Source organism: Pseudomonas fluvialis, assembly GCF_014207935.1.
Lineage (GTDB): Bacteria > Pseudomonadota > Gammaproteobacteria > Pseudomonadales > Pseudomonadaceae > Aquipseudomonas > Aquipseudomonas fluvialis_A.
This window is the reverse complement of the sequence record NZ_JACHLL010000004.1, coordinates 221,472-246,998: the sequence shown is the minus strand read 5'-3', so window position 1 is coordinate 246,998 and position 25,527 is coordinate 221,472. Positions and strand designations below refer to the sequence as shown.

11 protein-coding genes are annotated in these 25,527 nt (G+C 64.4%); 9 read left to right on the top strand and 2 right to left on the bottom strand.

Going from position 1 to position 25,527, the window contains the following annotated elements; genetic code table 11:
* Positions 1–13: 13 nt before the first annotated feature.
* Complete coding sequence (locus HNP49_RS12785; RefSeq protein ID WP_184683800.1) at positions 14–268, top strand: AlpA family phage regulatory protein; 255 nt, start codon at positions 14–16, stop codon at positions 266–268.
* Positions 269–589: 321 nt separating this feature from the next.
* Positions 590–1,561 (top strand): hypothetical protein, encoded by a 972-nt coding sequence (locus tag HNP49_RS12780; protein ID WP_184683798.1) that lies wholly within the window; start codon positions 590–592, stop codon positions 1,559–1,561.
* Positions 1,562–1,959: 398 nt separating this feature from the next.
* Here the strand turns inward: HNP49_RS12780 and HNP49_RS12775 are convergent, their stop codons facing one another.
* The gene (locus HNP49_RS12775) at positions 1,960–2,235 is read right to left on the bottom strand and encodes a hypothetical protein (RefSeq protein WP_184683796.1); all 276 of its coding nucleotides are present in this window, start codon (positions 2,233–2,235) and stop codon (positions 1,960–1,962) included.
* Between the two features lie 133 nt (positions 2,236–2,368).
* On the bottom strand, positions 2,369–2,956 hold the full coding sequence (locus HNP49_RS12770) for a 4'-phosphopantetheinyl transferase superfamily protein (protein WP_311772118.1): 588 nt from the start codon (positions 2,954–2,956) through the stop codon (positions 2,369–2,371).
* A 371-nt stretch (positions 2,957–3,327) separates the two neighbouring features.
* Here HNP49_RS12770 and HNP49_RS12765 point away from each other — a divergent pair, with 371 nt between their 5' ends.
* The 7 genes from HNP49_RS12765 (at position 3,328) to HNP49_RS12735 (ending at position 25,444) form a co-directional block, all read left to right on the top strand.
* On the top strand, positions 3,328–3,840 hold the full coding sequence (locus HNP49_RS12765) for a sigma-70 family RNA polymerase sigma factor (RefSeq protein WP_184683792.1): 513 nt from the start codon (positions 3,328–3,330) through the stop codon (positions 3,838–3,840).
* A 20-nt stretch (positions 3,841–3,860) separates the two neighbouring features.
* Positions 3,861–5,525 (top strand): multidrug ABC transporter permease/ATP-binding protein, encoded by a 1,665-nt coding sequence (locus HNP49_RS12760; RefSeq protein WP_184683790.1) that lies wholly within the window; start codon positions 3,861–3,863, stop codon positions 5,523–5,525.
* A 121-nt stretch (positions 5,526–5,646) separates the two neighbouring features.
* Positions 5,647–5,850: an MbtH family NRPS accessory protein gene (locus HNP49_RS12755; RefSeq protein ID WP_184683788.1), complete on the top strand. Its 204-nt coding sequence runs from the start codon at positions 5,647–5,649 to the stop codon at positions 5,848–5,850.
* 126 nt (positions 5,851–5,976) lie between these two features.
* Complete coding sequence (locus tag HNP49_RS12750) at positions 5,977–16,767, top strand: non-ribosomal peptide synthetase (protein ID WP_184683782.1); 10,791 nt, start codon at positions 5,977–5,979, stop codon at positions 16,765–16,767.
* The gene (locus HNP49_RS12745) at positions 16,764–22,148 is read left to right on the top strand and encodes an amino acid adenylation domain-containing protein (protein ID WP_221445218.1); all 5,385 of its coding nucleotides are present in this window, start codon (positions 16,764–16,766) and stop codon (positions 22,146–22,148) included. Before HNP49_RS12750 ends, HNP49_RS12745 begins: the two co-directional genes overlap by 4 nt.
* Before the next feature lie 97 nt (positions 22,149–22,245).
* Positions 22,246–24,456 carry a TonB-dependent siderophore receptor gene (locus HNP49_RS12740; RefSeq protein WP_184683780.1) on the top strand — a complete coding sequence of 737 codons (2,211 nt, stop codon included), beginning with the start codon at positions 22,246–22,248 and terminating at the stop codon, positions 24,454–24,456.
* Positions 24,446–25,444, top strand: a complete 999-nt coding sequence (locus HNP49_RS12735) for a GNAT family N-acetyltransferase (protein WP_184683779.1) — start codon at positions 24,446–24,448, stop codon at positions 25,442–25,444. Before HNP49_RS12740 ends, HNP49_RS12735 begins: the two co-directional genes overlap by 11 nt.
* Positions 25,445–25,527: the final 83 nt, after the last annotated feature.

Genomic DNA, 25,527 nt, shown 5'->3' with positions numbered 1-25,527 from the left:
CAGGAGCCCGTTCATGAGGATCATCCGTCTGAAAGAGGTCATCAATTCGACTGGTCTTGCCCGGTCGACCATCTACAAATACATCGGGGACGGAATCTTCCCAAAGCCGGTTAGCTTGGCCCCCGCCGGCGTTGATGTACCGAGTACCAGAGGGGTCGGTTGGATCCAGTCGGAGATCGAGGCTTGGATTCTGGCAAGAATCGAGGAGCGGGATTTGGCTGAGGAAGCCGCCACACGCTCAAGCAGCCATTTGAGTGTGGCCAGATAGTGCTCAAACGCCATGATCGGCTTTGGCTGGTCATGGCGTTTATGCCGCTGCTGAGCGTGCAGTGCTCTCAGCTAACTCTCCCGAGCTGCAGTGCAAGAAATTTCCCGATAGGCTTGGCAATGTTGCTCCGCATTGCCAGGTCTGGCTGGGATGAGTCGCAGTGGGTAGGGCTGCATCTATTGATATAGTATAGTCATTAACTATCTACTCTATCTATCCAATAGTAATCATCACTACTGGCTACCACCATAGAGAAGGGAGACCAGTAAAAATAAACACATCACGTACTTGGTATGGACTCAACCAACCAGGTACACAACGATGAACAACCGCAAGCTCAATACCTACCTTTCCCAATCCGACATAGCCTTGCAGATCGAATCACTCGTCAAGGCCATAGAGCGTAGCGACACACCGGCATTCCGGATCATGCATAAGCGCTCAGGCTATGAGCGTGTCGAGCGGACCAGGCTCTCCAGATACTTCGCCCACATCCAGCAGATGTACAACCTGTTCGATGATCGAGAGCCCTACGACTACAGCGAGCACCTGCAAGCGTTCAGGGATGCCTGTGATGACATCGGCTTGGAGTGTTCAGCCAATGGTCTTGTCTGCATGAGTGAGACGGGTACGTACTGGCTCAGTCATCAGCAGAGCATGAACGTCCTCACCGAACGGATCCGCGAGTTGACCCGTGAGCAACGTTATCGGCGTAGGTCTGGGGATCGCCGTGAATTGGCTAAGCAGCAGAAGAGGGAGATCACCGCGCTCACAGATGTGGTCATGAGTATTTACTCCCGGACTACGATCATCAGGCTAGACCTGTACTACCGCCCTGAAGCACAGGCCAGGCTACGTGTCGAGCAGGTCTTCGATCACCTGGATGCTCTGATCTACGAGCACAGCCGTAATCCAATTTTTGAGTACCTCATTTGGTACACCCATTCAGTGGAGCAGGGGGATTGCGATCACGGGCGGGGATACCACATCCATGCGGCCTACTTCTTCAATGGCAACCATGTGTGCCGGGATGTATGGAAGGCGATTGAGATCAGCGAGCTCTGGACGGAGGTCACGCGTGGTCAGGGCTATGCCCATAGCTGCAACCACGACAAGGAGGGGTATGGTGAAAAGCTCGGAATCGGCCATATCCAGAGGGAGGATCAGTCGAAACGGCCTCATACGCACGAGGCAATGAAGTACCTCGTCAAGGACGGTCAGCACCTGCGCTTGAAGCCTGCGGGGGCTCGATGCCTGCGTAAAGGTACTCTGAGTCGTCTTCGTCGTAGATGAGTGAATCGGTTCTACTACCGCATCGAGGCGCGCTACGTAAGGGCGCGCAGCGCTAACTGTTCAGACCGGCGACAGAGATTTTCGCCAGGTCTCTACAGAGTAGGTGGCGTTGGGTATCTGCGGCACCCTAGGTTCTGCTGGGGGGGATCCAGTGATGCTGACGCCCAGTTCAAGTGATTGTGATCCACTCCGCTGATGATTCTGACCCTGCTCGGGAGGCAAGCCCAATCCGCCTAGCAGCAGAACCCGCTGAACCACTTGTTGCTCAGGCTCCATCAATCGACCGGGGACGCGGTGTTGCGCCTGTCCAAGGTCGCCCTGCTGGTTTTTCTCAGCATGCAGCCGGGGGGGGCTCCGGTCGAATGAAGATTTCCCGCTAATATGCTGCGCGGTTGCTCTCAACGAGGGGGGGAATTCCACTCAGTATTGATGCGATAGCGACGATTACCTGACTGCGTCAACACCTTGTGAGCCATCAAGCGGTAAATGGTTTCGCGGATATTGGCCCGTTCAAGTGACTCTCCTGAGAGCAGCAGTCTGATATGAAGCTGGCTGGTGCTCAGACCTTCGCTCTCATTTTCGAGGGCTCCCAACACTTTCAAGCGGATCAGGCTTGACTTAAGTCCGGCGGCATTAAGCAAGGACTTGAGGCGTTCCTTCGAATTCATTTGCATCTCGCGACATCCTGTCACGTTGATTGGTCGGCACTATTGTTCCCTTCTGGGGCACTGGAATACCGCGATTTAACGAGACTGTACAAGTCAAAGGCACTGATTGGAAGTGATTCTTGTTAGCAGTCGTGGCTGCTTATAGCTCGGAGGGTATTGCCACCAGCGTGAGCAACTGGCGTTCCTTTAGTTCGAATCGACCTACAAACTCTCGGCCTCTGCACCATTCAGATGAAAGATCCGTGAGCAGACGCAATCGGGCATATCCATCTGTTTGCCATTCCAGCAGCTCGGCGTGCTCGAAGTAGAAGCGTGTACCGCTGAGCGGGTAGAGAGCCTTGAAGAGGCTCTCTTTCAATGAAAAGGCCAAAGTGACTTCAAATGCGTGCTCTTGAGAGAGCAGCCGTTGCCGCTCCTGCAGGGTCAGAATCTCACGGGCTAGCTCGATGGCCTGTTGCTCCTCGAGCAGCGTTTCAATGTCGAGGCCAAGGCTGCGCCAGTCACTGCGCCGGGCGGCCAGGGCCGCGGCATAACCATCGCTGTGGGTGATCGAGCCGCAGAGGCCTTCAGGCCAGAGCGGTGCGTGGTGTTTCCCAATGCCCGGTATTTCATTGCGCCCCGTGAGCTGGTCGATGGCCGCGCGAGCGCACAGGCGTCCGGCCAGAAACTCCGCACGACGCTTGGTGGCAGCCTGCCGGATATTGGCTGGCTGCTCGACGGCATGCACAGCGAAGGCTTCGAGGTCCAGGTCGTTAGGATCGTAGTCGGCGCAATATAGGCATGCCCCCGGGAGAGGAGGGGAAAGAGATCTGCTGGTTGGCTGTAGAAAAAGACTGGGCATGGATCTGTGAGACTGCTGAGGAGGGCTGGATATGGCCTACCTGCATCGTGAGGGTTGAGTGCTCGTTCGGGTAGCCCGCATGAGACTAGATCATCGTCAGGCAAAGCCTATGTGTCGCGAGTCTTCGAGGGCTATGGGCTCCAAGGCTAGTGTCCAATAAAACTTTTTGAAATGCGACATATACATACAAGAAGCATTCGCATTACCATTGCCAGGCCGGATGAATCCGGTATGGGCTCAGCCACTGGGATGGTGCGATGCAACCGAAAAGGGAAGTTTGCGAGCAGTTGTTCAGCGAGCACCGTCAGGGGCTTGTTGAGGCGGCGCAACGGTTGATGACCTGCCGTGCCCTGGCCGAGGATGTGGTGCAGGAGGCATTTCTCAAGTTCTGGCAGACCGTGGATTCCGATGAGCTGGACGATCCACTGCGCTACCTGTATCGGATGGTGCGCAACCAGTCGATCGACCGGTTGCGCAGGATCAATCTGGAGTCGCGCTTCTGCATTGAGGAGTCCCAACTCGAGGAGATACCGGTCAGCATCGATTGCCCTGTGCGCCTCACGCAAGGCCAGCTGAATTGGCAACGTCTGCTGGCGGCGCTGCATGAGCTGCCGGAGCGTTCGCGACAGGTATTCACTCAGTGTCAGGTTGAAGGCCTGACGCAACGCGAAGTGGCCGAACAACTCAACGCGTCTCCCACGATGGTGCACTTTCTCCTGCGCGATGCGCTCAACCATTGCCGGGCTCGCCTCGACCCCGAGCAGCTCTGACGACCTCTTGTGAATCCCTCATGAAACTGCTCAATCTGCTGTTGCGCCATCAGCGCTTGCCTTTCGCGGCGATCATCCTCTTGAGTCTGGGCAGCGCGATTCTCAGTGTCGCGCTCATTGCTTTCGTCAATTGGCGAATGATCGCCGTGACTACTCCGCAATTTGGCGATCTGCTGCAGTTCTTCGGTCTGCTGCTATTGCTGCTGTTGTGCGCCGGTGCTGGCCAGGTATCGCTGCACCGGCTAGGTCATCGTTTCGTCTATGGCCTGCGCCTGAGTCTGGCGCGTCGAGTCCTGCTCACCGATATCGAGCAGCTTGAGCGACTGGGTTTGCCGCGTCTGCTCACGGCGCTGTCGACCGACCTTCGTAATCTGACCATCGCCTTCGTTTACCTGCCGGAACTGATCTATGGCCTGATTCTCAGTCTGGCTGCCTTTGCCTATCTGCTCTGGCTGTCGCCGCCGCTGTTTGGCGTGACCCTGCTCTGGTTGGGCATGACTCTGCTGCTGGGAGGCTTTTTCGTTGCGCGGGTCAATCGCCATATTCGTCAGCTACGCGAGGCGGAGGATCGCCTCTATCGCGACTATCAGGCGCTGATCGATGGCCGCAAGGAGCTGGCGCTCAATCGGCGTCGCGGTCAGTGCCTGCTGGACGAGGAGCTGATGGTCAATGCTGAGGCCTACCGGCATCACGTCACCCTGGCCGACACCTTCAATGGTCTGGCTGGCAACTGGGCCAACGTCATGGTGCTGGGCAGCATTGGTGTGGTGTTCTTCTGTGCGTCCGGGCTGGGTTGGGCCGAGCCTGCGATCGCTGCGACCTTCGCTCTTTGCGTGCTGTTTCTGCGTGCCCCCTTGGTGGCGAGTGTGGCTGCGCTTCCCCATCTGCTCACGGCCCGCGTGTCCTTGGACAAAATCGATAGCCTGGAGCTGGCGACCGAAGGAGGTGAGCAACTGCCCTCGCTTGCGCAGCGACACTGGCAGCGCCTCGAGCTGCGTGGCATTGAATATGCCTATCCCGCCGCCGGCGACGAACAGGGCTTTGATGTGGGGCCGCTGGATTTCGAGCTCAGACGCGGCGAGCTGGTCTTTGTCGTGGGCGGCAATGGCAGCGGGAAGTCGACCTTCGCCCGTTTGCTGACCGGTCTGCAGCGCCCGGGGCGGGGTCAGGTTCTGCTGGATGGTAAGGCCTTGTCGGAGGCAGAACGGCCTGCCTATCGCCAGCTGTTTGCCTCGGTCTTCACCGACTTCCATCTGTTCGCACGCTTGCTAGGTCCGGAGGGTGACGCGCAGCCCGAGTCCGCCAGCTTCTGGCTGGAGCGCCTGCGTCTGCAACACAAGGTCCGTATCGAGGGAGGGCGCCTCAGCGATACGCGCTTTTCCCAGGGGCAGCGCAAACGCCTGGCGCTGCTCCTGGCGCTGCTTGAGGAGCGTGATGTGTTGTTGCTCGACGAGTGGGCGGCTGATCAGGACCCGCAGTTCCGTCAGTTGTTCTATCGCGAGCTGCTGCCCCAGCTCAAGACGATGGGCAAGACGGTGGTGGCCATCACCCACGACGACCACTATTTCGACCAGGCCGATCGTCTGCTGAAAATGGATGGTGGGCGATTGATCGAGCTGACCGGCGCCGAGCGTCGCCGTGCCAGCGAGGATGCGCTACGGGAAATCGGTACGGTAGTGGGCTGATCAGAGCCTCGTAAGCAGGCGGGGCTGGCGTTCTCTCGTCCCTGTTTTGAAGATAAATGAAAATTATTCGCACTCTTATGCGTCTAGCTAGGTGTGCAAGGCGTTCCCAGGGAGTGAAGCCATGAGTCTCGATAACCCCGAAACCCAGTTCGTCGTGGTTCGTAACGACGAGGAGCAGTACGCCATCTGGCCTGGCTACAAGGCCATTCCGGCTGGTTGGCAGAGCGTCGGTGTCAGTGGCGATAAGGCCTGTTGTTTAGCGCATATCGCCAGCGAGTGGACCGACATGCGCCCGCGCAGCCTGCGTCAGGCAATGGACGCTTGACGCCTTCGTCATAGGTCGCTGTCCCAGAAGCTCATTATCTGTTTCCGACCGGAGCCCCGGTTGCCATGTCTTGTGCACTGTGTTGCGCAAGAGGCGCCCACGCGCCGTCCGCAGGAGAAAAACGCCATGAACGCGCCCGCGATGATCGATCGCCTCGAAGCTTTGGAATGGACGCCATTGTCCTTCGCGCAGCAACGGCTGTGGTTCTTCAGTCGGCTTGAAACAAGCAGCACCGCCTACAACATCGGTGGGCTGCTGCGCTTTAAGGGGGTGCTGGACCTGGATAGCCTGCGTCATGGCCTGGATCAGGTGTATGCGCGCCACGCGGCATTGCGCACGGTGTTCCGCGAGCATGATGGTCTGGCCCAGCAGGCCGTGCTTGCAGCGGGCTCCATGCCGCTGGAGATCATTGATCTGCAGGGGGGCGCCGAGGGGGTCGAGGCCCTGGCGCGGGACTTCATCGAAGCCAAGTACGACCTTGTTCGCGGTCCGCTGATTCGGTGCGCGCTGTATCGCTTTGGCGAGGGGCTCCATGCTTTTGCTGTCGCCATGCACCACATCATCTCCGACGCCTGGTCGGTACGCGTCCTGGTGGAGGAGATGGCCGAGTTCTATCGCGCCCGCCTGCAGAGTCGCCAGCCGTTCATGACCCCGCAACCGCTGCAGTACAGCGAGTATGCCGCCGGCCAGCGCCAGTGGCTGGACAGCGAGGCGGGCGAGCAGCAGATGGCCTTCTGGCGTGAGCAGCTGGGAGGCGAGCAGCCGCCTCTGAGCCTGGTGCCCGACTACCTGCACAGCGCCCAGGCGGCGCGCCGCGCCGCTTACCGCTCACTCAAGGTCGAGTCGGCTCTGGTCGCGCGCTTGAGCGATCTGGCCAAAAGCCAGGGAGTCACGCTTTTCACCGTGCTGCTGGCCGCCTTGCAGCTGCAGCTGGCTCGCCTATCCGGCCTGAGAGAGGTACGTGTCGGCGTACCGGTGGCAGGTCGCGCCAAGGGTTCCGAGCGCCTGGTCGGTTTCTTCGTGAATACACTGGTGCTCAAGGCGCAACCGCGCCCGGAGTTGTCGGTTGGAGACTGGCTGAGTCAGGTCCGCACAGGCCTGAAACAGGCCCAGGCCAACCAGCAAATGCCCTTTGAGCGCCTGGTTGAAGAACTGGCCCCGAGTCGCAGTCTGGGCCAGCAGCCGCTGTTTCAGGTGGCCTTCAACTATCGTCGCCAGCACCCGCTGCCGGCTAACTGGCTACCGGGCATCGAAACCGTTCTGGAGGAGCTGCCCTCCAGCCAGATTCCATTCGATCTGGCGCTTGATGCTGTACGCGACAAGGGCGACGTGCTGTCGATCAATTTTGCCTACGCCGCCGATCTGTTCGCCGAGAGCAGCATCGAGCGTCTGATCGGTGGCTTCATCGCGCTGCTCGAAGGTTTCGTGGCGCGCCCCATGGCTGCGCTGGGCGAACTGGAGCTGGTCGGCCAGGCCCAGCAACGGCTGCTGGACGAGTGGAACAAGCCGCGACAGCATTTCGATGCCACGCGCCTGTTACCCGAGCTGATCGCGGAGCAGGCAAGAAACCGTCCTGGCATGACCGCCCTGGTGCACGGTTCTCAGCGGCTCAGCTACAGCGAGCTCGACTCGCAGTCCAATCTGCTTGCGCGGCTGCTGATCGCGCGTGGAGTGAGGTCCGAGTCTCGCGTTGGCGTCTCGCTGGAGCGCGGCAACGCGATGATCGTGGCCATGCTGGCGGTACTGAAGTCCGGTGGTGCCTTTGTGCCGCTAGACCCAGATTACCCGCGCGACCGCCTGAGCTACATGGTCGAGGACTCGGGGCTGAAGTGGTTGATAACCTCGTCCGACCTGGCCGAGCGCCTGCCGCTGAGCGAGGGCGTCGAGGTCCTGCCTCTGGATCTTTTCGACCTGTCGGCCTTCGAGACGGCGCCACCTGTAGTGCAGCTGCATCCACTGAATCTGGCCTACCTGATCTACACCTCCGGCTCCACCGGCCAGCCCAAGGGCGTGGCGGTGAATCATCTGGGTCTGAGCATGCATGTGCAGACCATCGGTCAGCGCTACGGCATGACCCCGGACGATGTCGAACTGCATTTCGCCTCGATCAGTTTCGACGGCGCCCTGGAGCGCTGGACCGTACCGCTGGCCTTTGGCAGCCGCCTGGTGATTCGCGACCAGGAACTGTGGAGCGCCGAGAAGACCTGCCAGGTGATCGCCGACGAAGGCGTGACCATCTCCTGCCTGCCGCCCAGCTATGCCCAGCAACTGTTGGATTGGGTGGAAAGTCAGAACCTGAAGCTGCCTGTACGTTCATGGACCCTGGGCGGTGAGGCCTTTACCCGCGAAACCTACGAGCGCCTCCAGCGCGTGCTCGAACCGAAGCGCATCATCAACGGCTACGGCCCGACCGAGACGGTGGTGACCCCGCTGATCTGGGAAGCCTTTCCCGGTGACAGCTTCGACGCGGCCTATGCGCCAATCGGCAACCCGGTCGGCCCTCGCAGCCTCTATGTGCTGGATGCTGAGCTGAACCTGCTGCCCATCGGCGTGGCCGGCGAGCTGTATATCGGTGGTGAAGTCGGCCTGGCTCGCGGTTACTTCCAGCGCCCGGAGCTGACTGCCGAGCGCTTCCTGCCCGACCCGTTCGGCGCCGCTGGCGAGCGCATGTACCGCACCGGCGATCTGGTGCGCTGGCGTGCGGACGGCACCCTGGATTACTTGGGCCGGGTCGATCATCAGGTGAAGATCCGTGGTTTCCGTATCGAGCTGGGCGAGATCGAGAGCCAGCTGCTGGCCCTCGAAGGCGTGCAGGAAGCGGCGGTGATCGCCCGCGAGACGCCAACCGGCAAACAACTGGTCGGTTATGTGGTCGCTCGCGACAACAGCGACGTCAATGCTCTGCGCGCCGAACTGGCTAAAACCCTGCCGGACTATATGGTCCCGGCGCAGATTATCGCCCTGGCCAAGCTGCCGTTGACCCCAGCCGGCAAGCTGGACCGTGCCGCGCTGCCGGAGCCGACCTGGCAGAGCCAGGACTACGAGGCGCCGCAGACTGACCACGAGCGTATCCTCGCCGCCATCTGGGCCGAAGTGCTGGGCGTGGAGCGGGTAGGGCGCCAGGATCATTTCTTCGAGCTGGGCGGCGACTCCATCGTCGCCTTGCAGGTGGTCAGTCGTGCACGCCAGCAGGGGCTGGGCCTGACGCCCAAGGACCTGTTCCAGCAGCAGACCCTGGCGCAGCTGGCTGGTGTTGCCCGCCTTGTGGCCGCCCCGCTGGCTGAGCAGGGCCCGGTAACTGGCACAGCGCCGCTGCTGCCAATCCAGGCGCGCCTGCTGGCACGCGAAGGCCTGGCCCCGTGCAACCAGTACCTGCTGCTGGAGCTGGCCGAGCCGTTGCAGGCCGCCCAGCTGGAACAGGCGCTGCAAGCCCTGGTTCAGCACCACGACGCCTTGCGCCTGCGCATTGAGCGGCTCGATGGCCAGTGGCAGCAAGTACATGCCGCCGAAGTGGCGGGTCCTCTGCTGCAACGGGTCGAGCTGGCCGCCGGCGAGGACCCGCAGCCGCACTATGACGCCGCGCAGCGCAGCATTGATCCGGCCAGCGGTTCACACCTGCGTGGTCTGTACCTGACCCAGCCAGGACAGACCGATCGCCTGCTGCTGTCCATCCACCATCTGGTGGTCGATGGGGTGTCCTGGCGTGTGCTGCTGGAAGACCTGCAGCGTGCCTGTCTGCAACTGGCCAGCGGCCTGGCGGTGCAGCTGCCGGCCAAGACCAGTGCCTTCAAAACCTGGGGCGAGCGCCTGGTCGACTGGAATATGGACGCACAACTGCCGTACTGGCAGGCCCAGCAGACCGGCGGCGAGCTGCCTCTGCAGAGCCAGGAGGCGGGCACCGAAGGAACCCGCAAGCGTATCGAGCTGAGTCTTGAGGCCGGCTTCACTCGCGACCTGCTGCAGGCTGGCCAGCGCGCCTATCGCCTGCGTGCCGACGAACTGCTGCTGACCGCCCTGAGCCGCGCGCTGTGCAGCTGGAGCGAGCAGCCGGCGCTGACCCTGCACCTGGAGAGCCACGGCCGCGCGCCGCTGTTCGAGGATATCGACCTGTCGCGCAGCGTCGGCTGGTTCACCAGCCTCTACCCCGTGCGCCTGCAACCGGAAGCCGAACTGGGCGCCAGCCTCAAGGCGATCAAGGAGCAGCTGCGCGCCGTGCCCGATCTGGGTCTGGGCTTTGGTCAACTGGCCCAGCAAGGCCAGTTGACCGAGCGCGCCCCGCAACTGCTGTTCAACTACCTGGGCCAGTTCGACGAGGGCGAGGGCGGCTTGCGTCTGCGCGAAGGCGGCCTGTGGCGCGAAGCCGATGCGCCCATGGACGCTCCATTGGTCATCAACGCCGAGCAGCGTGGTGGTGCCCTGCAGCTGCACATCGACTTCAACCCGGCGCAGCTGGCGCGCACCACCCTGGAGGGCCTGGTTGCACGTCTGCAGGATGAGTTGCACAGCATCGCCCAGCACTGTGCCAAGGTCTCGCCACGGCTGACGCCCAGCGATGTGCCGCTGGCAGGTCTGAGTCAGGTCGAACTGGATGCACTGGCCGGCGTGGAAGACATTCACCCGCTGTCACCGCTGCAGCAGGGCCTGCTGTTCCACAGCCAGCTGGAAGGTGCCGGCAGCTATGTCAGCCAGCTGCTGCTGCCGTTCACCGGCCTCGATCCGCAGCGTCTGCAGAATGCCTGGCGCCAGGTGCTGGCGCGCCACGGCGTGCTGCGCAGCCGCTTCCTGCTGGGCGAGCGCCCGCTGCAACTGGTGCAGGCCGAGGTCGAACTGGACTGGCAGGAACTCGACTGGCGCGGCGTCGCCGATTTCGAGGCGCAGCTGCAGGCCTTCTGCAGCGCCGAGCGTGAGCGCGGCTTTGCCCTTGACCAGTCGCCGCTACTGCGACTGGCGCTGATCCAGCGCGGCGCCCGCGACTTCGTGCTGGTCTGGACCCTGCACCACCTGCTGCTGGACGGCTGGAGCAACGGCCTGCTGTTCGCCGAGGTGTTGGCCCTCTATCACGGTGACCGCCTGCCGGCGCCGGGCGCTCAGTTCCGCGATTACATCCACTGGCTCGAAGGCCAGGATGCGGCTGCCGAGCAGGCCTTCTGGCGTGAACAGCTGGCCCCGCTGGACGGCGCCACCCGCATCGCCGGCTGCCTGCCGTGCCGCGCCCCGGAGCAGGGCCATGCCCGTCATCCGTTGCCGCTCGATAGCGCCACCGAACAACATATTCGCGGCTTCGCCCAGCGCCATGGCCTGACCCTCAATACCCTGGTACAGGCCGCCTGGGCCTTGCTGCTGGCGCGCCTGACCGGCAAGCGCAGCCTGTGCTTCGGCGCCACCGTGGCCGGTCGCCCGACCGAGCTGGCCGGCAGCGAGCAGATGCTTGGCCTGTTTATCAACAGCCTTCCCGTTGCCGTGCAACTGCCGGCCGAGCAGCCGTTGGGCGACTGGCTTGCCGCGCTGCAGGTACAAAACCTGCAGCTGCGCGAGCACGAGCACAGCCCGCTGCACGATATCCAGCGCTGGGTCGGCAGCGCCGGCGAGGCATTGTTCGACAGCCTGCTGGTGTTCGAGAACTACCCGCTGGGCGAGGCGCTCAAGCAGGCCGAGCGCGGCGAGCTGCGCCTGGGCCTGCCGCAAAGCCACGAGTTCACCCATTACCCGATGACCCTGGCCGTGCTGCCGGGCAGCCGCCTGGAGCTGCTGCTGGCCTACGGCCGCGCGCACTTCGATGCCGCCGGCATCGCTCAGGTCGAGACGCTGCTGCGCCAGGCCCTGGCGCAGGTCTGCGGCGACCCAGCGCGGGCGCTGGGCAGCCTGCAGCTAAGTTCCGCCGATGAGCAGGCACGGCTGGCCGAGTGGAACATGTCGCGGCAGAGCTTCGATGCTTCGCGCCTGTTGCCTGAATTGATCGCCGAGCAGGCGCGTCTGCGCCCGGAGACCATTGCCCTGGTGCATGGCGGTGAGCGGATTGCCTTCGCCGAGCTGGAGTCTCGCTCCAACCAACTGGCCAATCTGCTGGTTTCCCACGGCGTACAGCCGGAGTCTCGCGTTGGCGTCTCGCTGGAGCGCGGCAACGCGATGATCGTGGCGATGCTGGCGGTGCTGAAGGCCGGCGGCGCCTTTGTGCCGCTCGATCCGGATTACCCGCGCGAGCGCTTGAGCTACATGGTCGAGGATTCGGGGCTGAAGTGGCTGATCACCAGCTCCGATCTGGCCGAGCGACTGCCTTTGGGTGAGGGTGTCGAGCCGCTGTATCTGGACCGGCTCGATCTATCTGCTTTTGAGTCGTCAGCGCCAAGCGTCGAGCTCCATCCGCTGAATCTGGCCTACCTGATCTACACCTCCGGCTCCACTGGCCAGCCCAAGGGCGTGGCGGTGAATCACCTCGGTCTGAGCATGCATGTGCAGACCATCGGCCAGCGCTACGGCATGACCCCGGATGATGTGGAGCTGCACTTCGCCTCGATCAGCTTCGACGGTGCCCTGGAGCGCTGGACCGTTCCGCTGGCCTTCGGCAGCCGCCTGGTGATTCGCGATCAGGAACTGTGGAGTGCGGAGAAGACCTGCCAGGTGATCGCCGACGAAGGCGTGACCATTTCCTGCCTGCCGCCCAGCTATGCCCAACAACTGCTGGATTGGGTGGAAAGTCAGAACCTGAAGCTGCCTGTACGTTCCTGGACCTTGGGCGGCGAAGCCTTTACCCGCGAGACCTACGAACGTCTGCAGAAGGTGCTGCAGCCGCAACGGATCATCAACGGCTACGGCCCGACTGAGACGGTGGTCACTCCACTGATCTGGGAAGCTTATCCCGGTGACAGTTTCGAGGCGGCCTATGCGCCCATCGGCAACCCGGTCGGCCCGCGCAGCCTCTATGTGCTGGATGCTGAGCTGAACCTGCTGCCCATCGGCGTGGCCGGCGAGCTGTATATCGGTGGCGAAGTCGGACTGGCTCGCGGTTACTTCCAGCGCCCGGAGCTGACTGCCGAGCGCTTCCTGCCCGATCCGTTCGGCCAGGCAGGGGAGCGCATGTACCGCACCGGCGACCTGGTGCGCTGGCGTGCGGATGGCACCCTGGATTACCTCGGTCGCGTTGATCATCAGGTGAAGATCCGTGGCTTCCGTATCGAGCTGGGCGAGATCGAGAGCCAGTTGCTGGCCCTCGAAGGCGTGCAGGAGGCGGCGGTGATCGCTCGTGAGACACCGACCGGCAAGCAGCTGGTGGGTTATGTCGTCGCTCGCGACAACACTGATACCCATGCTCTACGCGGCGAGCTGGCCAAGGTACTGCCGGACTATATGGTCCCCGCGCAGATCATCGCCCTGGAAAAACTGCCGCTGACCCCGGCCGGCAAGCTGGATCGCGCCGCGCTGCCGGAACCGATCTGGCAGAGCCAGGACTACGAGGCGCCGCAAACCGATAACGAGCGCATCCTCGCCGCCATCTGGGCCGAAGTGCTGGGTGTGGAGCGGGTAGGGCGCCAGGATCATTTCTTCGAGCTGGGCGGCGATTCCATCGTCGCGCTCAAGGTGGTCAGCCGCATTCGCCAGCAGGGCCTGCAGCTGCCGCTCAAGGCCTTGTTCGAGCAGAGCCGCCTGGCCGACTGTGCGGCTTCCCTGCAACGCGAAGCCGTCGATGCACCGGTGCTGCGCGCGCTGCCACGCGGTAGCGACCTGCCGCTGTCGCATGCCCAGCAGCGTCTGTGGTTCCTCAACCGTCTGGACCCGAGCAACGGCGCCTACCATATGCCGGCAGGCCTTGACCTGCAGGGGCGCCTGGATCGCCAGGCGCTGCAGGCCGCTTTCGACCAGCTGGAAGCGCGCCACGAGGCGCTGCGTACCCGTTTTGTCGAGGTGGGTGGCGAGGCGCGCCAGCGCATTCTGGCGCCGCAGGGCCAGCGCATCGACTGGTTCGACCTGCGCGAACTGCCGGCCAGTGAGCGTGAAATCGAGGCGCGCGATTATGCGCAGAAGCTGCTCACGCGCCCGTTCAACCTGGCTTCCGAGCCGCTACTGCGGGTGAGCGTGCTGCGCCTGGCCGATCAGGAGTACCGCCTGCTGCTGGTCCAGCACCACATCGTCTCCGATGGCTGGTCGATGCAGCGCTTTATCGGCGAGTTCGCCGCCGCCTACGCGGCGTTCGCCGAGGGCCGTACCGCGCAGTTCGCGCCGCTGCCGCTGCAGTACGCGGACTATGCCCAGTGGCAGCGCGACTGGCTGAAGTCCAGCGAGGCCACACGCCAACTGGATTACTGGAAAGCCCGCCTGGGCGAACACCAACCGCTGCTGGAACTGCCCACCGATCACCCGCGCCCAGCCCTCGGCGCCCGTCAGGGCATGCGCTGGCGTTTCGAGCTGTCGCCGTTGCTCACCGCGCAACTGCGCGCCCTGGCCCAGCGTGAGGGCAGCACGCTGTTCAGCCTGTTGCTGGCGGCCTGGCAGACATTGCTGCACCGCTACAGCGGCCAGGAAGATATCCGCGTCGGCGTACCGGTGGCCGGGCGTAGCCTGGCGGAAATGGACGGCGTGCTCGGTTGCTTCATCAACACCCTGGTGCTGCGCGGCGAGCCAGCCGGGCTGAAACCCTTCCGCGAGCTGCTCGGCGAACTGGCCCAGGCCAGCCGTGATGCCCTGGCCAATCAGGAGCTGCCGTTCGATCAACTGGTGGAAGCGCTGCAACCGACGCGCAGCCTGAGCCATCACCCGCTGTTCCAGGTGGCGTTCAACCACCAGCAGGTGGACTTCAGCGCCCTCGGCAACCTGCCGGGCCTGCGCGTGCAACCGCATGACCCGGGCGCCGCCGGCGCGCAGTTCGACCTGGCGCTGGACACCGAGGAAGCCGCCGATGGCAGCCTCAGCGGTTTCGTCAGCTACGCCGCCGAGCTGTTCGAGGCGCGCACCATCGCCCGCCTGGCACGGCATTTCGTACGGCTGCTGGAAGGCATCTGCACCGATCCGATTCAGCCCATAGGCCTGCTGCCGTTGCTGGAGGAAGACGAGCAGGCGCAGCTCGCCACCTGGAACGACACGGCCAAGGACTACGGGCCGCAGGTTTTCCTCAGCGAGCGCATCAGCCAGCAGGCCGCGCGCACGCCGCAGGCGCCAGCCCTGGTGTTCGGCGAGCAGACGCTGAGCTACGCCGAGCTGGAGGCACGTATCAACCAATTGGCCAACCGCCTGCGCAGCCTCGGCGTGCAGCGCGGCAGCCTGGTCGGTATCAGCCTGGAGCGCTCGCTGGAGCTGGTGATCGGCCTGCATGCCATCGTCCGCGCCGGCGCTGCTTACGTGCCGCTCGACCCGGAATACCCGCTGGAACGCCTGGCCTATCTACTGGAGGATTCCGGCGTCGACCTGCTGTTGTCGCACAGCGCGCTGGTCGAGCGCCTGCCGCTGCCGGCCGGGCTCAAGGCCCTGGGCCTGGATCGCGAAGACTGCAGTGCCGAGCCGGTCACGCCACCGGCAGTCAGCCTGCAGGGCAACGATCTGGCCTACGTCATCTACACCTCCGGCTCCACCGGCAAGCCCAAGGGCGCCGGCAACAGCCACGAGGCCCTGGCCAATCGCATGCTGTGGATGCAGGAGGCCTATCAGCTCGGCGCTGGTGATGTGGTGCTGCAGAAAACCCCGTTCAGCTTCGATGTCTCGGTATGGGAGTTCTTCTGGCCGCTGGTCACCGGCGCCTGCCTGGTCGTGGCCGCGCCGGGCGACCACCGTGACCCGCAGAAGCTGGTGGAGATGATCCAGCGCCACAAGGTCAGTACGCTTCACTTCGTACCGTCCATGCTGCAGGCCTTCCTCCTGCATCCGGACGTGGAGCAGTGCCAGAGCCTGACCCGCGTCATCTGCAGCGGCGAGGCGCTGCCGGCGGAGCTGCAGATGCGGACCTTCCAGCGCCTGCCTCAGGCTGGGCTTTACAACCTGTACGGCCCGACCGAGGCAGCCATCGACGTCAGCCACTGGACCTGCGTGGAGGAGGGTCGCCACGCCGTGCCAATCGGCCGGCCGATCGCCAACCTGCGCCTGCATATCCTCGATGCCCAGCTCAACCCGGTGCCGCAGGGCGTTCCGGGCGAGCTGTACATCGCTGGCATCGGCCTGGCGCGCGGCTACCACCGCCGTCCGGAACTGACCGCCGAGCGCTTCCTGCCCGATCCGTTCAGCAGCGAGGGTGGACGCATGTACCGCACCGGCGACCTGGTGCGCTGGCGTGCCGACGGCGCCATCGACTATCTGGGGCGCATCGACCATCAGGTGAAGATACGCGGCTTCCGCGTCGAACTGGGCGAGATCGAAGCCCAGCTCGGTGCCCAGCCGGGCGTCGCCGAGGCCGTGGTGGTGGCCCGCGACAGCCAGATCGGCAAGCAGCTGGTCGGCTACCTGGTGGCCGAGCTGCTGCCGGCGGATGAGAACGCCTGGCTGGCCGGTATCAAGGCGGCATTGAAGAGCGAGCTACCTGAGCACATGGTGCCCTCGATCCTGATGCGCCTGGAGCGCATGCCCCTGTCGCCTAACGGCAAGCTGGAGCGTCGTGCGCTGCCCGAGCCGGTGTGGCAGGCGCGGGTTTACCGGGCGCCACAGAGCGAACGGGAGATCGCCCTGGCGGCTATCTGGCAGGAGGTGCTGGAAGTGGCCCAGGTTGGCCTCGACGACAACTTCTTCGAACTCGGCGGGCATTCATTGCTGGCTACCCAGGCCGTGGCCCTGCTGCGCCAGCGCCTGGGGCTGGAACTGCCGCTGCGCGCCTTCTTCGAGGCGGAGAACCTGGCGGCCCTGGCCGCCAACCTCGACGGTCAGGCTCCGGCCGCTGCCGAGGAAGAAGACCAAGACCTGCGCGACATGGCCGCGCTGCTCGACGAACTGGAGGCCCTGTGACCGCGCCCATCGACAAGGCCGCCCTGGCGCGGCGTTTCCTAGCCTTAGGGCCAGCAGAACAGAAGCGCTTCCTTGAATTGCTGGCCAGCAAGGGCATCCGCTTCGACCGTCTGCCGCTGGTGCCGGCAACCCGTGGCGAGCATCTGCCAGCCTCGCATGCCCAGCAGCGCCTGTGGCTGGTGGCCCAGCTGGAGCCGGACAGCAGCGCCTACCATATGGTCGGCGCCTTCGCCCTGGACGGCGAACTGGAGCGCGGCGCGCTGCTGGCCGCCCTGGAGCTGATCGTCGAGCGCCATGAGGCGCTGCGCACGCGCTTCTACGAACATGACGGCCAGCTGTGCCAGCGTATCGATCCGCCGGGTCCGCTGGCCCTGGAGGAGCGCGATCTGCGTGGTGAGACCGAGCGCGTGCAGGCCCTGGCCGACGCCCATGCGGCGCGCTCCTTCGACCTGGTCGAGGGGCCACTGCTGCGGGTGCAGTTGCTGCGCCTGGACGAGCAGCGCTGGCGCCTGCAGATCGTCTGCCACCACATCGTCTCCGACGGCTGGTCGATCGGCGTGTTCGCCGAGGAGCTGGGCCGCGCCTATGCCGCGCTGCGCCAGGGGCAGGCGCCACAACTGGCCGAGCTGCCGATCCAGTACGCCGACTACGCCCAGTGGCAGCGCGCCTGGCTGGAGGCCGGCGAGCGCTCGCGCCAGCTCGGCTACTGGCGCGAGCGCCTGGGTAGCGAGCAACCGGTGCTGGCCTTGCCCTACAAGCTGGACGCCTCCAGCCAGCGCCATGCCGCGCGCCAGGCTGTCGCGGTGCCGCCAGCCCAGGCCGAGCGTCTGCGCCAACTGGCCCAGGGCGAGGGCGCGACCCTGTTCATGCTGTTGCTGGCCGCCTTCCAGCTGCTCTTGGCGCGCTACAGCAACCAGCGTGATATCCGCGTCGGTGTGCCGGTAGCCAACCGCCAGCGCGCCGAGGCCGCGCCGCTGGTGGGCTTCTTCGTCAACACCCAGGTGCTGCGCGCCGAGTTCGACGCCAGCATGAGTTTCCGTCAGCTGCTGGCCGAGGTGCGCCGTCACGCGTTGGACGCCCAGGACCAGCAGGACCTGCCGTTCGACCAGCTGGTGGAGGCCCTGGCGCCCGAGCGCAGCCTGGGCCAGACGCCGCTGTTCCAGGTGCTGTTCAACCACCAGAAGCGCGACCTCGGCGCCCTGCAGCTGCCCGGCCTGCGCCTGGAGCCGCTGGCCCAGGGCGTGCCGCACGCGCTGTTCGACCTGGCCCTGGACAGCCTGGAAGACAGCGCAGGCCAGCTGCGCCTGACCCTGACCTGGGCCCGCGAGCGGCTCGATGATGCGCAGATGCAGCAGATGACTGCCCATCTGCTGGGCCTGCTGGAACAGATCAGCGCTACGCCGGATCAGCCGCTGGTGAGCCTGCCACTGCTGGATGCCGGCGATCAGGCACGCCTGGCTGCATGGAATACTCCGCGGCAGGGCTTCGATGCTGCGCGCTTGCTGCCCGAATTGATCGCCGAACAGGCCCGTCTGCGTACCGAGGCCGTCGCCTTGGTGCATGGTGCCGAACGTATTTCGTTCTCCGAGTTGGAGGCACGCGCCAATCGCCTGGCCAATCTGCTTGTTTCCCAAGGTGTGCAGCCCGAGTCCTGCGTGGGTGTCTCGTTAGAGCGTGGCAACGCGATGATCGTGGCGATGCTGGCGGTGCTGAAGGCCGGCGGTGCCTTTGTGCCGCTAGACCCAGATTACCCGCGCGACCGCCTGAGCTACATGGTCGAGGACTCGGGGCTGAAGTGGTTGATAACCTCGTCCGACCTGGCCGAGCGCCTGCCGCTGAGCGAGGGCGTCGAGCCGCTTTATCTGGATCGGCTGGACCTGTCCGCCTTCGATGCATCGACACCGTCGGTAAAGCTGCATCCACTGAATCTGGCCTACCTGATCTACACCTCCGGCTCCACCGGCCAGCCCAAGGGCGTGGCGGTGAACCACCTCGGCCTGACTATGCATGTGCAGACCATCGGCCAGCGCTATGGCATGACCCCGGACGATGTCGAGCTGCACTTCGCCTCGATCAGCTTCGACGGCGCCCTGGAGCGCTGGACCGTACCGCTGGCCTTCGGCAGTCGCCTGGTGATTCGTGACCAGGAACTGTGGAGCGCGGAGAAGACCTGCCAGGTGATCGCCGACGAGGGCGTGACCATTTCCTGCCTGCCGCCGAGCTATGCCCAGCAGCTACTGGATTGGGTCGAATCGCAAGGTCTGAAACTGCCTGTACGTTCCTGGACCCTGGGCGGTGAGGCCTTTACCCGCGAAACCTATGAGCGCCTGCAGAAAGTGCTGCAGCCGCAACGGATCATCAACGGCTACGGCCCGACCGAGACGGTGGTAACCCCGCTGATCTGGGAAGCCTATCCGGGTGACAGCTTCGAGGCGGCCTATGCGCCGATCGGCAACCCGGTCGGCCCGCGCAGCCTGTATGTGCTGGATGCTGAGCTGAACCTGCTGCCCATTGGTGTGGCTGGCGAGCTGTATATCGGCGGTGAAGTCGGTCTGGCTCGCGGTTACTTCCAGCGCCCGGAGCTGACTGCCGAGCGCTTCCTGCCTGATCCGTTTGGCGCCGCCGGCGAGCGCATGTACCGCACCGGCGATCTGGTGCGCTGGCGTGCGGACGGCACCCTGGATTACTTGGGCCGGGTCGATCATCAGGTGAAGATCCGTGGCTTCCGCATCGAGCTGGGCGAGATCGAGAGTCAGCTGCTGGCTCTTGAAGGCGTGCAGGAAGCGGCGGTGATCGCCCGCGTGACGCCGAGCGGCAAGCAGTTGGTGGGCTATGTCGTGGCCAAAAAAGAGGGCACCGACATTGCACCGCTGAAGACCGAGCTGGCCAAGGTGTTGCCGGACTATATGGTCCCAGCGCAAATCATTGCCCTGGAAAAACTACCGCTGACCCCAGCCGGCAAGCTGGACCGCGCCGCGCTGCCGGAGCCGACCTGGCAGAGCCAGGACTACGAGGCCCCGCAAACCGACAACGAACGCATCCTCGCCAACATCTGGGCCGAGGTCCTCGGCGTCGAGCGGGTAGGGCGCCAGGACCATTTCTTCGAGCTGGGCGGTGATTCTATCCTCGCCCTGCAGGTGGTCAGCCGTGTACGTCAGCAAGGGCTGCAACTGGCGCCGCGCGAGCTGTTCCAGTTCCCGCGCCTGGCCGAACTGGCCCAGGCGGCACGCGCCGCAGGTGAAGACGTGGCGCAGGAGCCGGTGATCGGCGAGCTACCGCTGGCGCCAATCCAGGCGCATTTCTTCGCCATGGGCCAGGCCGAGCCCGCGCATTGGAACCAGGCGCTCAATCTGGAACTGCTGCGCCCGCTCGATCCACAAATGCTGGAGCAGGCACTGCAGGCGCTGGTGGCCCATCACGATGGCCTGCGCCTGCGCTTCAGCCAGGAGCAGGGAGGCTGGCGCCAGCGCTATGCCGACGTGAATATCGAGCAGCCACTACTGTGGCTGCGTGAAGCCGGTAGCGTGGCCGACACCGAAGAGTTCTGCCAGCAGGCTCAGCAGAGCCTCGACCTGGCCGCCGGCCCGCTGCTGCGCGCGCTCTATCTTAAGCAGACCGGCCAGCCCGATCGCCTGTTGCTGGCCGTGCATCACCTGGTGGTGGATGGGGTGTCCTGGCGCATCCTGCTGGAAGATATCCTCGCGGCGTATCGCCAGTTGGAGGCCGGCCAGGCCGTGCGCTTGCAGGGCAAGAGTCAGTCCTACAAACGCTGGACCGAGGCCCTGCAAGGCTGGGCTGGCAGCGAAGCGGCGCAGGTCGAACTGGACGCCTGGTGCAGCCGTCTGAGCGGCCCGGCGCTGGCCCTGCCGCGTGAACTCGACGGCGCCAGCGCCAGCCATGGCGACAAGCGCGAAGTGCGCCTGGCCTTGGACGCTGGCGAGACCAGGCGCCTGCTGCAGGCTCCGGCGCAGCTGTGCGTGCGTATCGATGCGTTGTTGCTTACCGCGCTGACGCGTGTCCTGTGCCGCTGGAGCGGCCAGCCGGGGCTGCGGGTCAACCTCGAAGGCCATGGCCGCGAGGCGCTGGCCGGCGAGCTGGATCTGTCGCGCACGGTCGGCTGGTTCACCAGTCTGTATCCGCTGCAATTGCCACAGGTCATTGACGTGAGCGAGCACCTGCAGCAGGTTCAGCAACGATTGCAGCAGGTCGAACATGGAGGCCAGGGCTACGGCGTGCTGCGCTGGCTGGGTTCGGCTGCGGCGCAGGCGGCACTTGCTGCTGTGCCAGGCGCCGAAGTGATCTTCAACTACCTCGGCCAGTACCAGACCGGAGCGGCGGCGGACTGGTTCCGCCCGGCGGCCGGCGGTGGTGCAGCGGTGGCGGCGAACAACCCGCTGGCCGCGCGCCTGGCGGTCAATGGCCAGGTCTTCGACGGCCAGCTGCAACTGTCCTGGGAATACGCGGCCAATCAATACCGTGCCGAGACCATTGAGGCCCTGGCTGCGGACTATCGCCGGGAACTGCTTGGCTTGCTGGAGCTGGCCCGCGGCCAGGCGGTGCAAGGGCCATCTCCGCTGCTGCGCCTGACTCGCCAGGGGGCACCGGCTGCGCCTGTGTTCTGCCCGCACCCTGTCACCGGCCGGGTCACCGGCTATCAGCCGCTGGCGGCGCGCCTGGACGGCGTGCGCGAAGTCTTCGGTCTGCAGTGCCGAAGCTTCCTCGACCCAAGCTGGCGCGATGCCTCGCTGGGCGAGATGGCCGATGCCTACCTGGCCGCATTGCTCAAGCAACAGCCGCAGGGGCCGTACCGGCTGGTCGGTTGGTCCCTGGGCGGCAGCCTGGCCCTGGAGCTGGCGGCGCGTCTGGAGGCGCGTGGCGAAGAGGTGGCCTTCCTCGGCCTGCTCGACTGCTATGTGCCGGGCACCGAGATCGCTGGCGACGACGCCCGCCACCCGCAGGCGCGAGCCAAGCTGGTCGAGCATCTGCAGCTGTTGGCGCCGGAGCTGCCCGCCAAGTCCTGGGATGGCCTGTTCGAACGGTTGCTACAGCTGGAGCCGCTGGACTGGCCGCAGGTCGCCAACGCCTGGTTCGCCGGCCAGCCGCTGGACGGCATGACCCGCCAGAGCCTGGAGGAGCTGCTGTTCGCCTGGGCGCTGGAACAGCATATGCGCCGCTTGTGTGCCGGCTACGCACTGCCCTCGGTGAAGGTGCGTCCGCACTGCTGGTGGGCGGCGCAGCCGGCCGGGCGCGCGGCGCTGCTGGAGCGTGGCCTGGAGCAGGTGCAGGGCCGGGCGGCCAGCCACCGCCTGGTGGATGCTGATCACCAAGGCATCGTGAGGCATCCAGAGGTCATGACTGGAATTCTTGCGGAACTTTCCTGAATTAAATTCGCTTCAGGGTAAATTTTCCCAGCGCAGCTTCGTCTTTAAGGTGTCTCGCGAATGAGAATGCCTCTAATTCGAGTTGTGGAGTTTAGCTATGCACCGTCGTTCTGACCGTCTCATCCCCTTTGCCCATGCCCGCCTGCCCCTGGCGCTGGCGATTGCGCTGGGCGCAACCAGCCTGCCGCTGCAGGCCGAGGAGGCACTCGAGCTGGAAAGCATCAAGATCAGCAGCGAGCTGGACAGCCCGGTCGGCGAGGACGAAGGCTACGTGGCGAAGAACAGCCGCAGCGCCACCAAAATCAACACCCCGCTGAATGAGACACCGCGTTCGGTGTCGGTGGTGACCGAGCAGCAGCTCGAAGACCGCAACGTGCAGAGCATCAGCCAGGCACTGCAGTACACCCCGGGCATCCAGGCCGGCTACTTCGGCGAGGACAACAAGCAGGACTGGTTCATCGTGCGCGGCTTCAAGCAGGCCAACAACGGCCTGTTCATGGACGGCGCACGAGTCTTCTCCAGCGGCTTCTACAGCTGGCAGATCGACCCCTACATGCTCGAACGCATCGAAGTGCTCAAGGGCGCCGCCTCCGTGCTTTACGGCCAGACCCCGCCGGGCGGCCTGATCAACCTGCAGAGCAAGCGGCCAACTGCCGAGGGCAAGAACGAGATAGGCCTGCAATATGGCAGTTTCGATCGCAAGCAGCTGAACTTCGATGTCGGCGGCCAGCTCGATAGTGAAGGCAATGTGCTCTACCGCGTGGTCGGCCTGTCCCGCGATACCGGCACCCAGGTCGATGACGTGAATGCCGAGCGACTGCTGCTGGCGCCCTCGATGACCCTCAACTTCAACGAGGACACCTCGCTGACCCTGCTGGCCAGCTACCAGAAGGACAACTCCGATCCACAACTGCAGTTCCTGCCTTCCAGCGGCACCATCGCCGGCAATCCCAATGGCGACATCGACACCGATACCGCCGTGGGTGATCCGGGTTATGAGAAATTCGAGCGCACCCAGCTCACCCTGGGCTATGAGTTGAACCATCGCCTGAACGACACCTGGGACTTCCAGCAGAACCTGCGCTACGGCCACATGGACCTGGAGGTGCGCCAGCTGTACAGCCTGGGCTTCGTCAACGAATACATCCCCGTGCTGGACCCGAACAAGCGCCTGCTGGCGCGTGGCCTGACCTACGACGATGGCCAGGCCGACAGCCTGTCCACCGACAACCGTCTGCTGGGCAGCTGGTTCGGCGACGACTGGGAAAACAACCTGCTGCTGGGCTTCGACTACCAGTTGCTGAACATCGACGCGCAGAGCCCGGCGCGCGACCCGAGCACCTTCACCGGCGCGATCCCGGCGCTGGACATCTACAACCCCAAGCGTTCGACCCTGACCTTCCTGGGAAAGCCCAGCACCTATGGTGCGCCGATCGGCGACTTCGCAGTGCAGGACAAGGACACCCGCGCCGACCAGTTTGGTTACTACCTGCAGAACCAGTACAAGGTGGATAACTGGGTACTGCTGCTGGGCGGTCGTTATGACGAGACGCGCACCGACTTCGACAACCGCACCACTGGCGTGGACTACGACGTCAATGATCAGCAGGTCACCTGGAGCAGCGGCGTGGCCTATGTGCTGGACAACGGCCTGACGCCCTATGCCAGTTACTCGCAGTTCTTCCAGCCGGTGACCGCGCTCAACAGCAGCACCGGCAAACCCTTCGAGCCGGAGGAAGGCGACCAGTACGAGCTGGGCCTGAAGTACCAGCCCATCGGCCTGGACGCCAGCTTCAACGCCGCGCTGTTCGAACTGACCCAGGAAAACGTGCGCAAGACCCTGCCCGACGGCATCCAGACCCAGCTCGGCGAAGTCCGCAGCCGCGGTCTGGAACTGGAGGCCCAGGCCAACCTGACCGAACAGCTCAGCCTGCTGGCCAGCTACACCCTGCTGGACCCGGAAACCACCAAGAGCACCCGCCCGGCCGAGGAAGGCAAGACCCCGGCCAACGTCGCCGACGAAATGGCCTCGCTCTGGGCGCACTACCAGTTCCGCGGCACACTCGATGGGCTCGCCATCGGCGCCGGTGCGCGCCACACCAGCTCCAGCTACGGCGACAACACCGAGACCCTGGAGGTGCCGTCCTACACCCTGCTCGACGCCATGGTCAGCTACCAGCTGCAGGACGTAACCCTGCAGGTGAACGCCAACAACGTCACCGACAAGGAATACATCACCGCCTGCGACTACTACTGCTGGTACGGCAACCGCCGCAATGTCATCGCCAGTGTCAGCTATGAGTTCTGATTCGCTGAAGCTGCTGCCGCTGCCCTCGGGGCAGCGGTTGGTCGGTCGTGACGATGGTGTCAGCCTGGCCCTGCATCTGGACGAACGCGCGCTGTTGCGCGCCCGGCGCCAGGATGGACGGCTGGTGCCACTGGAACTGGCTGTCGAGGAGCAAGCCGAGGCCTTATGGGCTCTCGCCTACTGGTATTTTGCCAGCGACCCGCTGCAGCAAGTCGTGCGCCTGAAGCTGGATACAGTCGCCCCGGCCCTGCTCGCCAGCGGTCTGCTGGTGGGCGAGGGCAGCGAGCTGCGCATCGAACGATCGTTGTTCTGGCAGCTGCCAGGCCCTTTCCTGCGCACTGCCGGCAGTGCCTGCTACCCGCAACTAATGGTCATGCATCCGACGGGCCGCCGTCACCCGCGCCGCGCACCCAAGCCGGTGGGCGAGGTCTACCGGCGTTTCGATGCCACGCTGGGCGCCTGGATATCCCTGCGTACCCTGGATATCGACGCAGACCTGGAGCGCTTCAATCGCTGGCAGAACAGTGCCCGTGTGGCGGCGTTCTGGCAGGAGGAGGGCGATTTGACCAAGCATCGTCGTTACCTCGAGGAGCTGGCCTGTGACCCACGTGTGCTGACCCTGATCGGTTGCTTCGACGACGAGCCGTTCGCTTACTACGAGGTCTATTGGGCCAAGGAAGACCGCATTGCGCCCTTCTATGAAGTGGGCGACTACGATCGTGGCATCCACATGTTGGTCGGCGAGGAAAACCATCGTGGCCCGCATAAGGTGGCCAGCTGGTTGAGCGCGCTGACCCACTACCTGTTCCTCGAGGACCCACGCACCCAGCGCGTGGTTGCCGAACCCCGTGCGGACAACGCGCGGATGATCGGTTACATGCAGGCACAGGGTTACCACAAGGCCAAGGAATTCGATTTCCCGCACAAGCGCGCAGCGCTGATGGTGCAGAGCCGCGAAGTGTTCTTCGAATGCAGTCGCCTGGCATGAAGACAACAGAGCCGTGCGCAACGCGGCCGCCACTGATGAGGTTGGGCAGGGGGCTGTCGCCCCATTTATCACGAGCCACCGCT

Bases quoted from the DNA above. Each gene is read 5' to 3' on its own strand.
- HNP49_RS12780 (WP_184683798.1), top strand. From the start codon at position 590: ATGAACAACCGCAAGCTCAATACCTACCTTTCCCAATCCGACATAGCC.
- HNP49_RS12765 (WP_184683792.1), top strand. From the start codon at position 3,328: ATGCAACCGAAAAGGGAAGTTTGCGAGCAGTTGTTCAGCGAGCACCGT.
- HNP49_RS12740 (WP_184683780.1), top strand. From the start codon at position 22,246: ATGCACCGTCGTTCTGACCGTCTCATCCCCTTTGCCCATGCCCGCCTG.
- HNP49_RS12760 (WP_184683790.1), top strand. From the start codon at position 3,861: ATGAAACTGCTCAATCTGCTGTTGCGCCATCAGCGCTTGCCTTTCGCG.
- HNP49_RS12750 (WP_184683782.1), top strand. From the start codon at position 5,977: ATGAACGCGCCCGCGATGATCGATCGCCTCGAAGCTTTGGAATGGACG.
- HNP49_RS12755 (WP_184683788.1), top strand. From the start codon at position 5,647: ATGAGTCTCGATAACCCCGAAACCCAGTTCGTCGTGGTTCGTAACGAC.
- HNP49_RS12785 (WP_184683800.1), top strand. From the start codon at position 14: ATGAGGATCATCCGTCTGAAAGAGGTCATCAATTCGACTGGTCTTGCC.
- HNP49_RS12735 (WP_184683779.1), top strand. From the start codon at position 24,446: ATGAGTTCTGATTCGCTGAAGCTGCTGCCGCTGCCCTCGGGGCAGCGG.
- HNP49_RS12775 (WP_184683796.1), bottom strand. From the start codon at position 2,235: ATGCAAATGAATTCGAAGGAACGCCTCAAGTCCTTGCTTAATGCCGCC.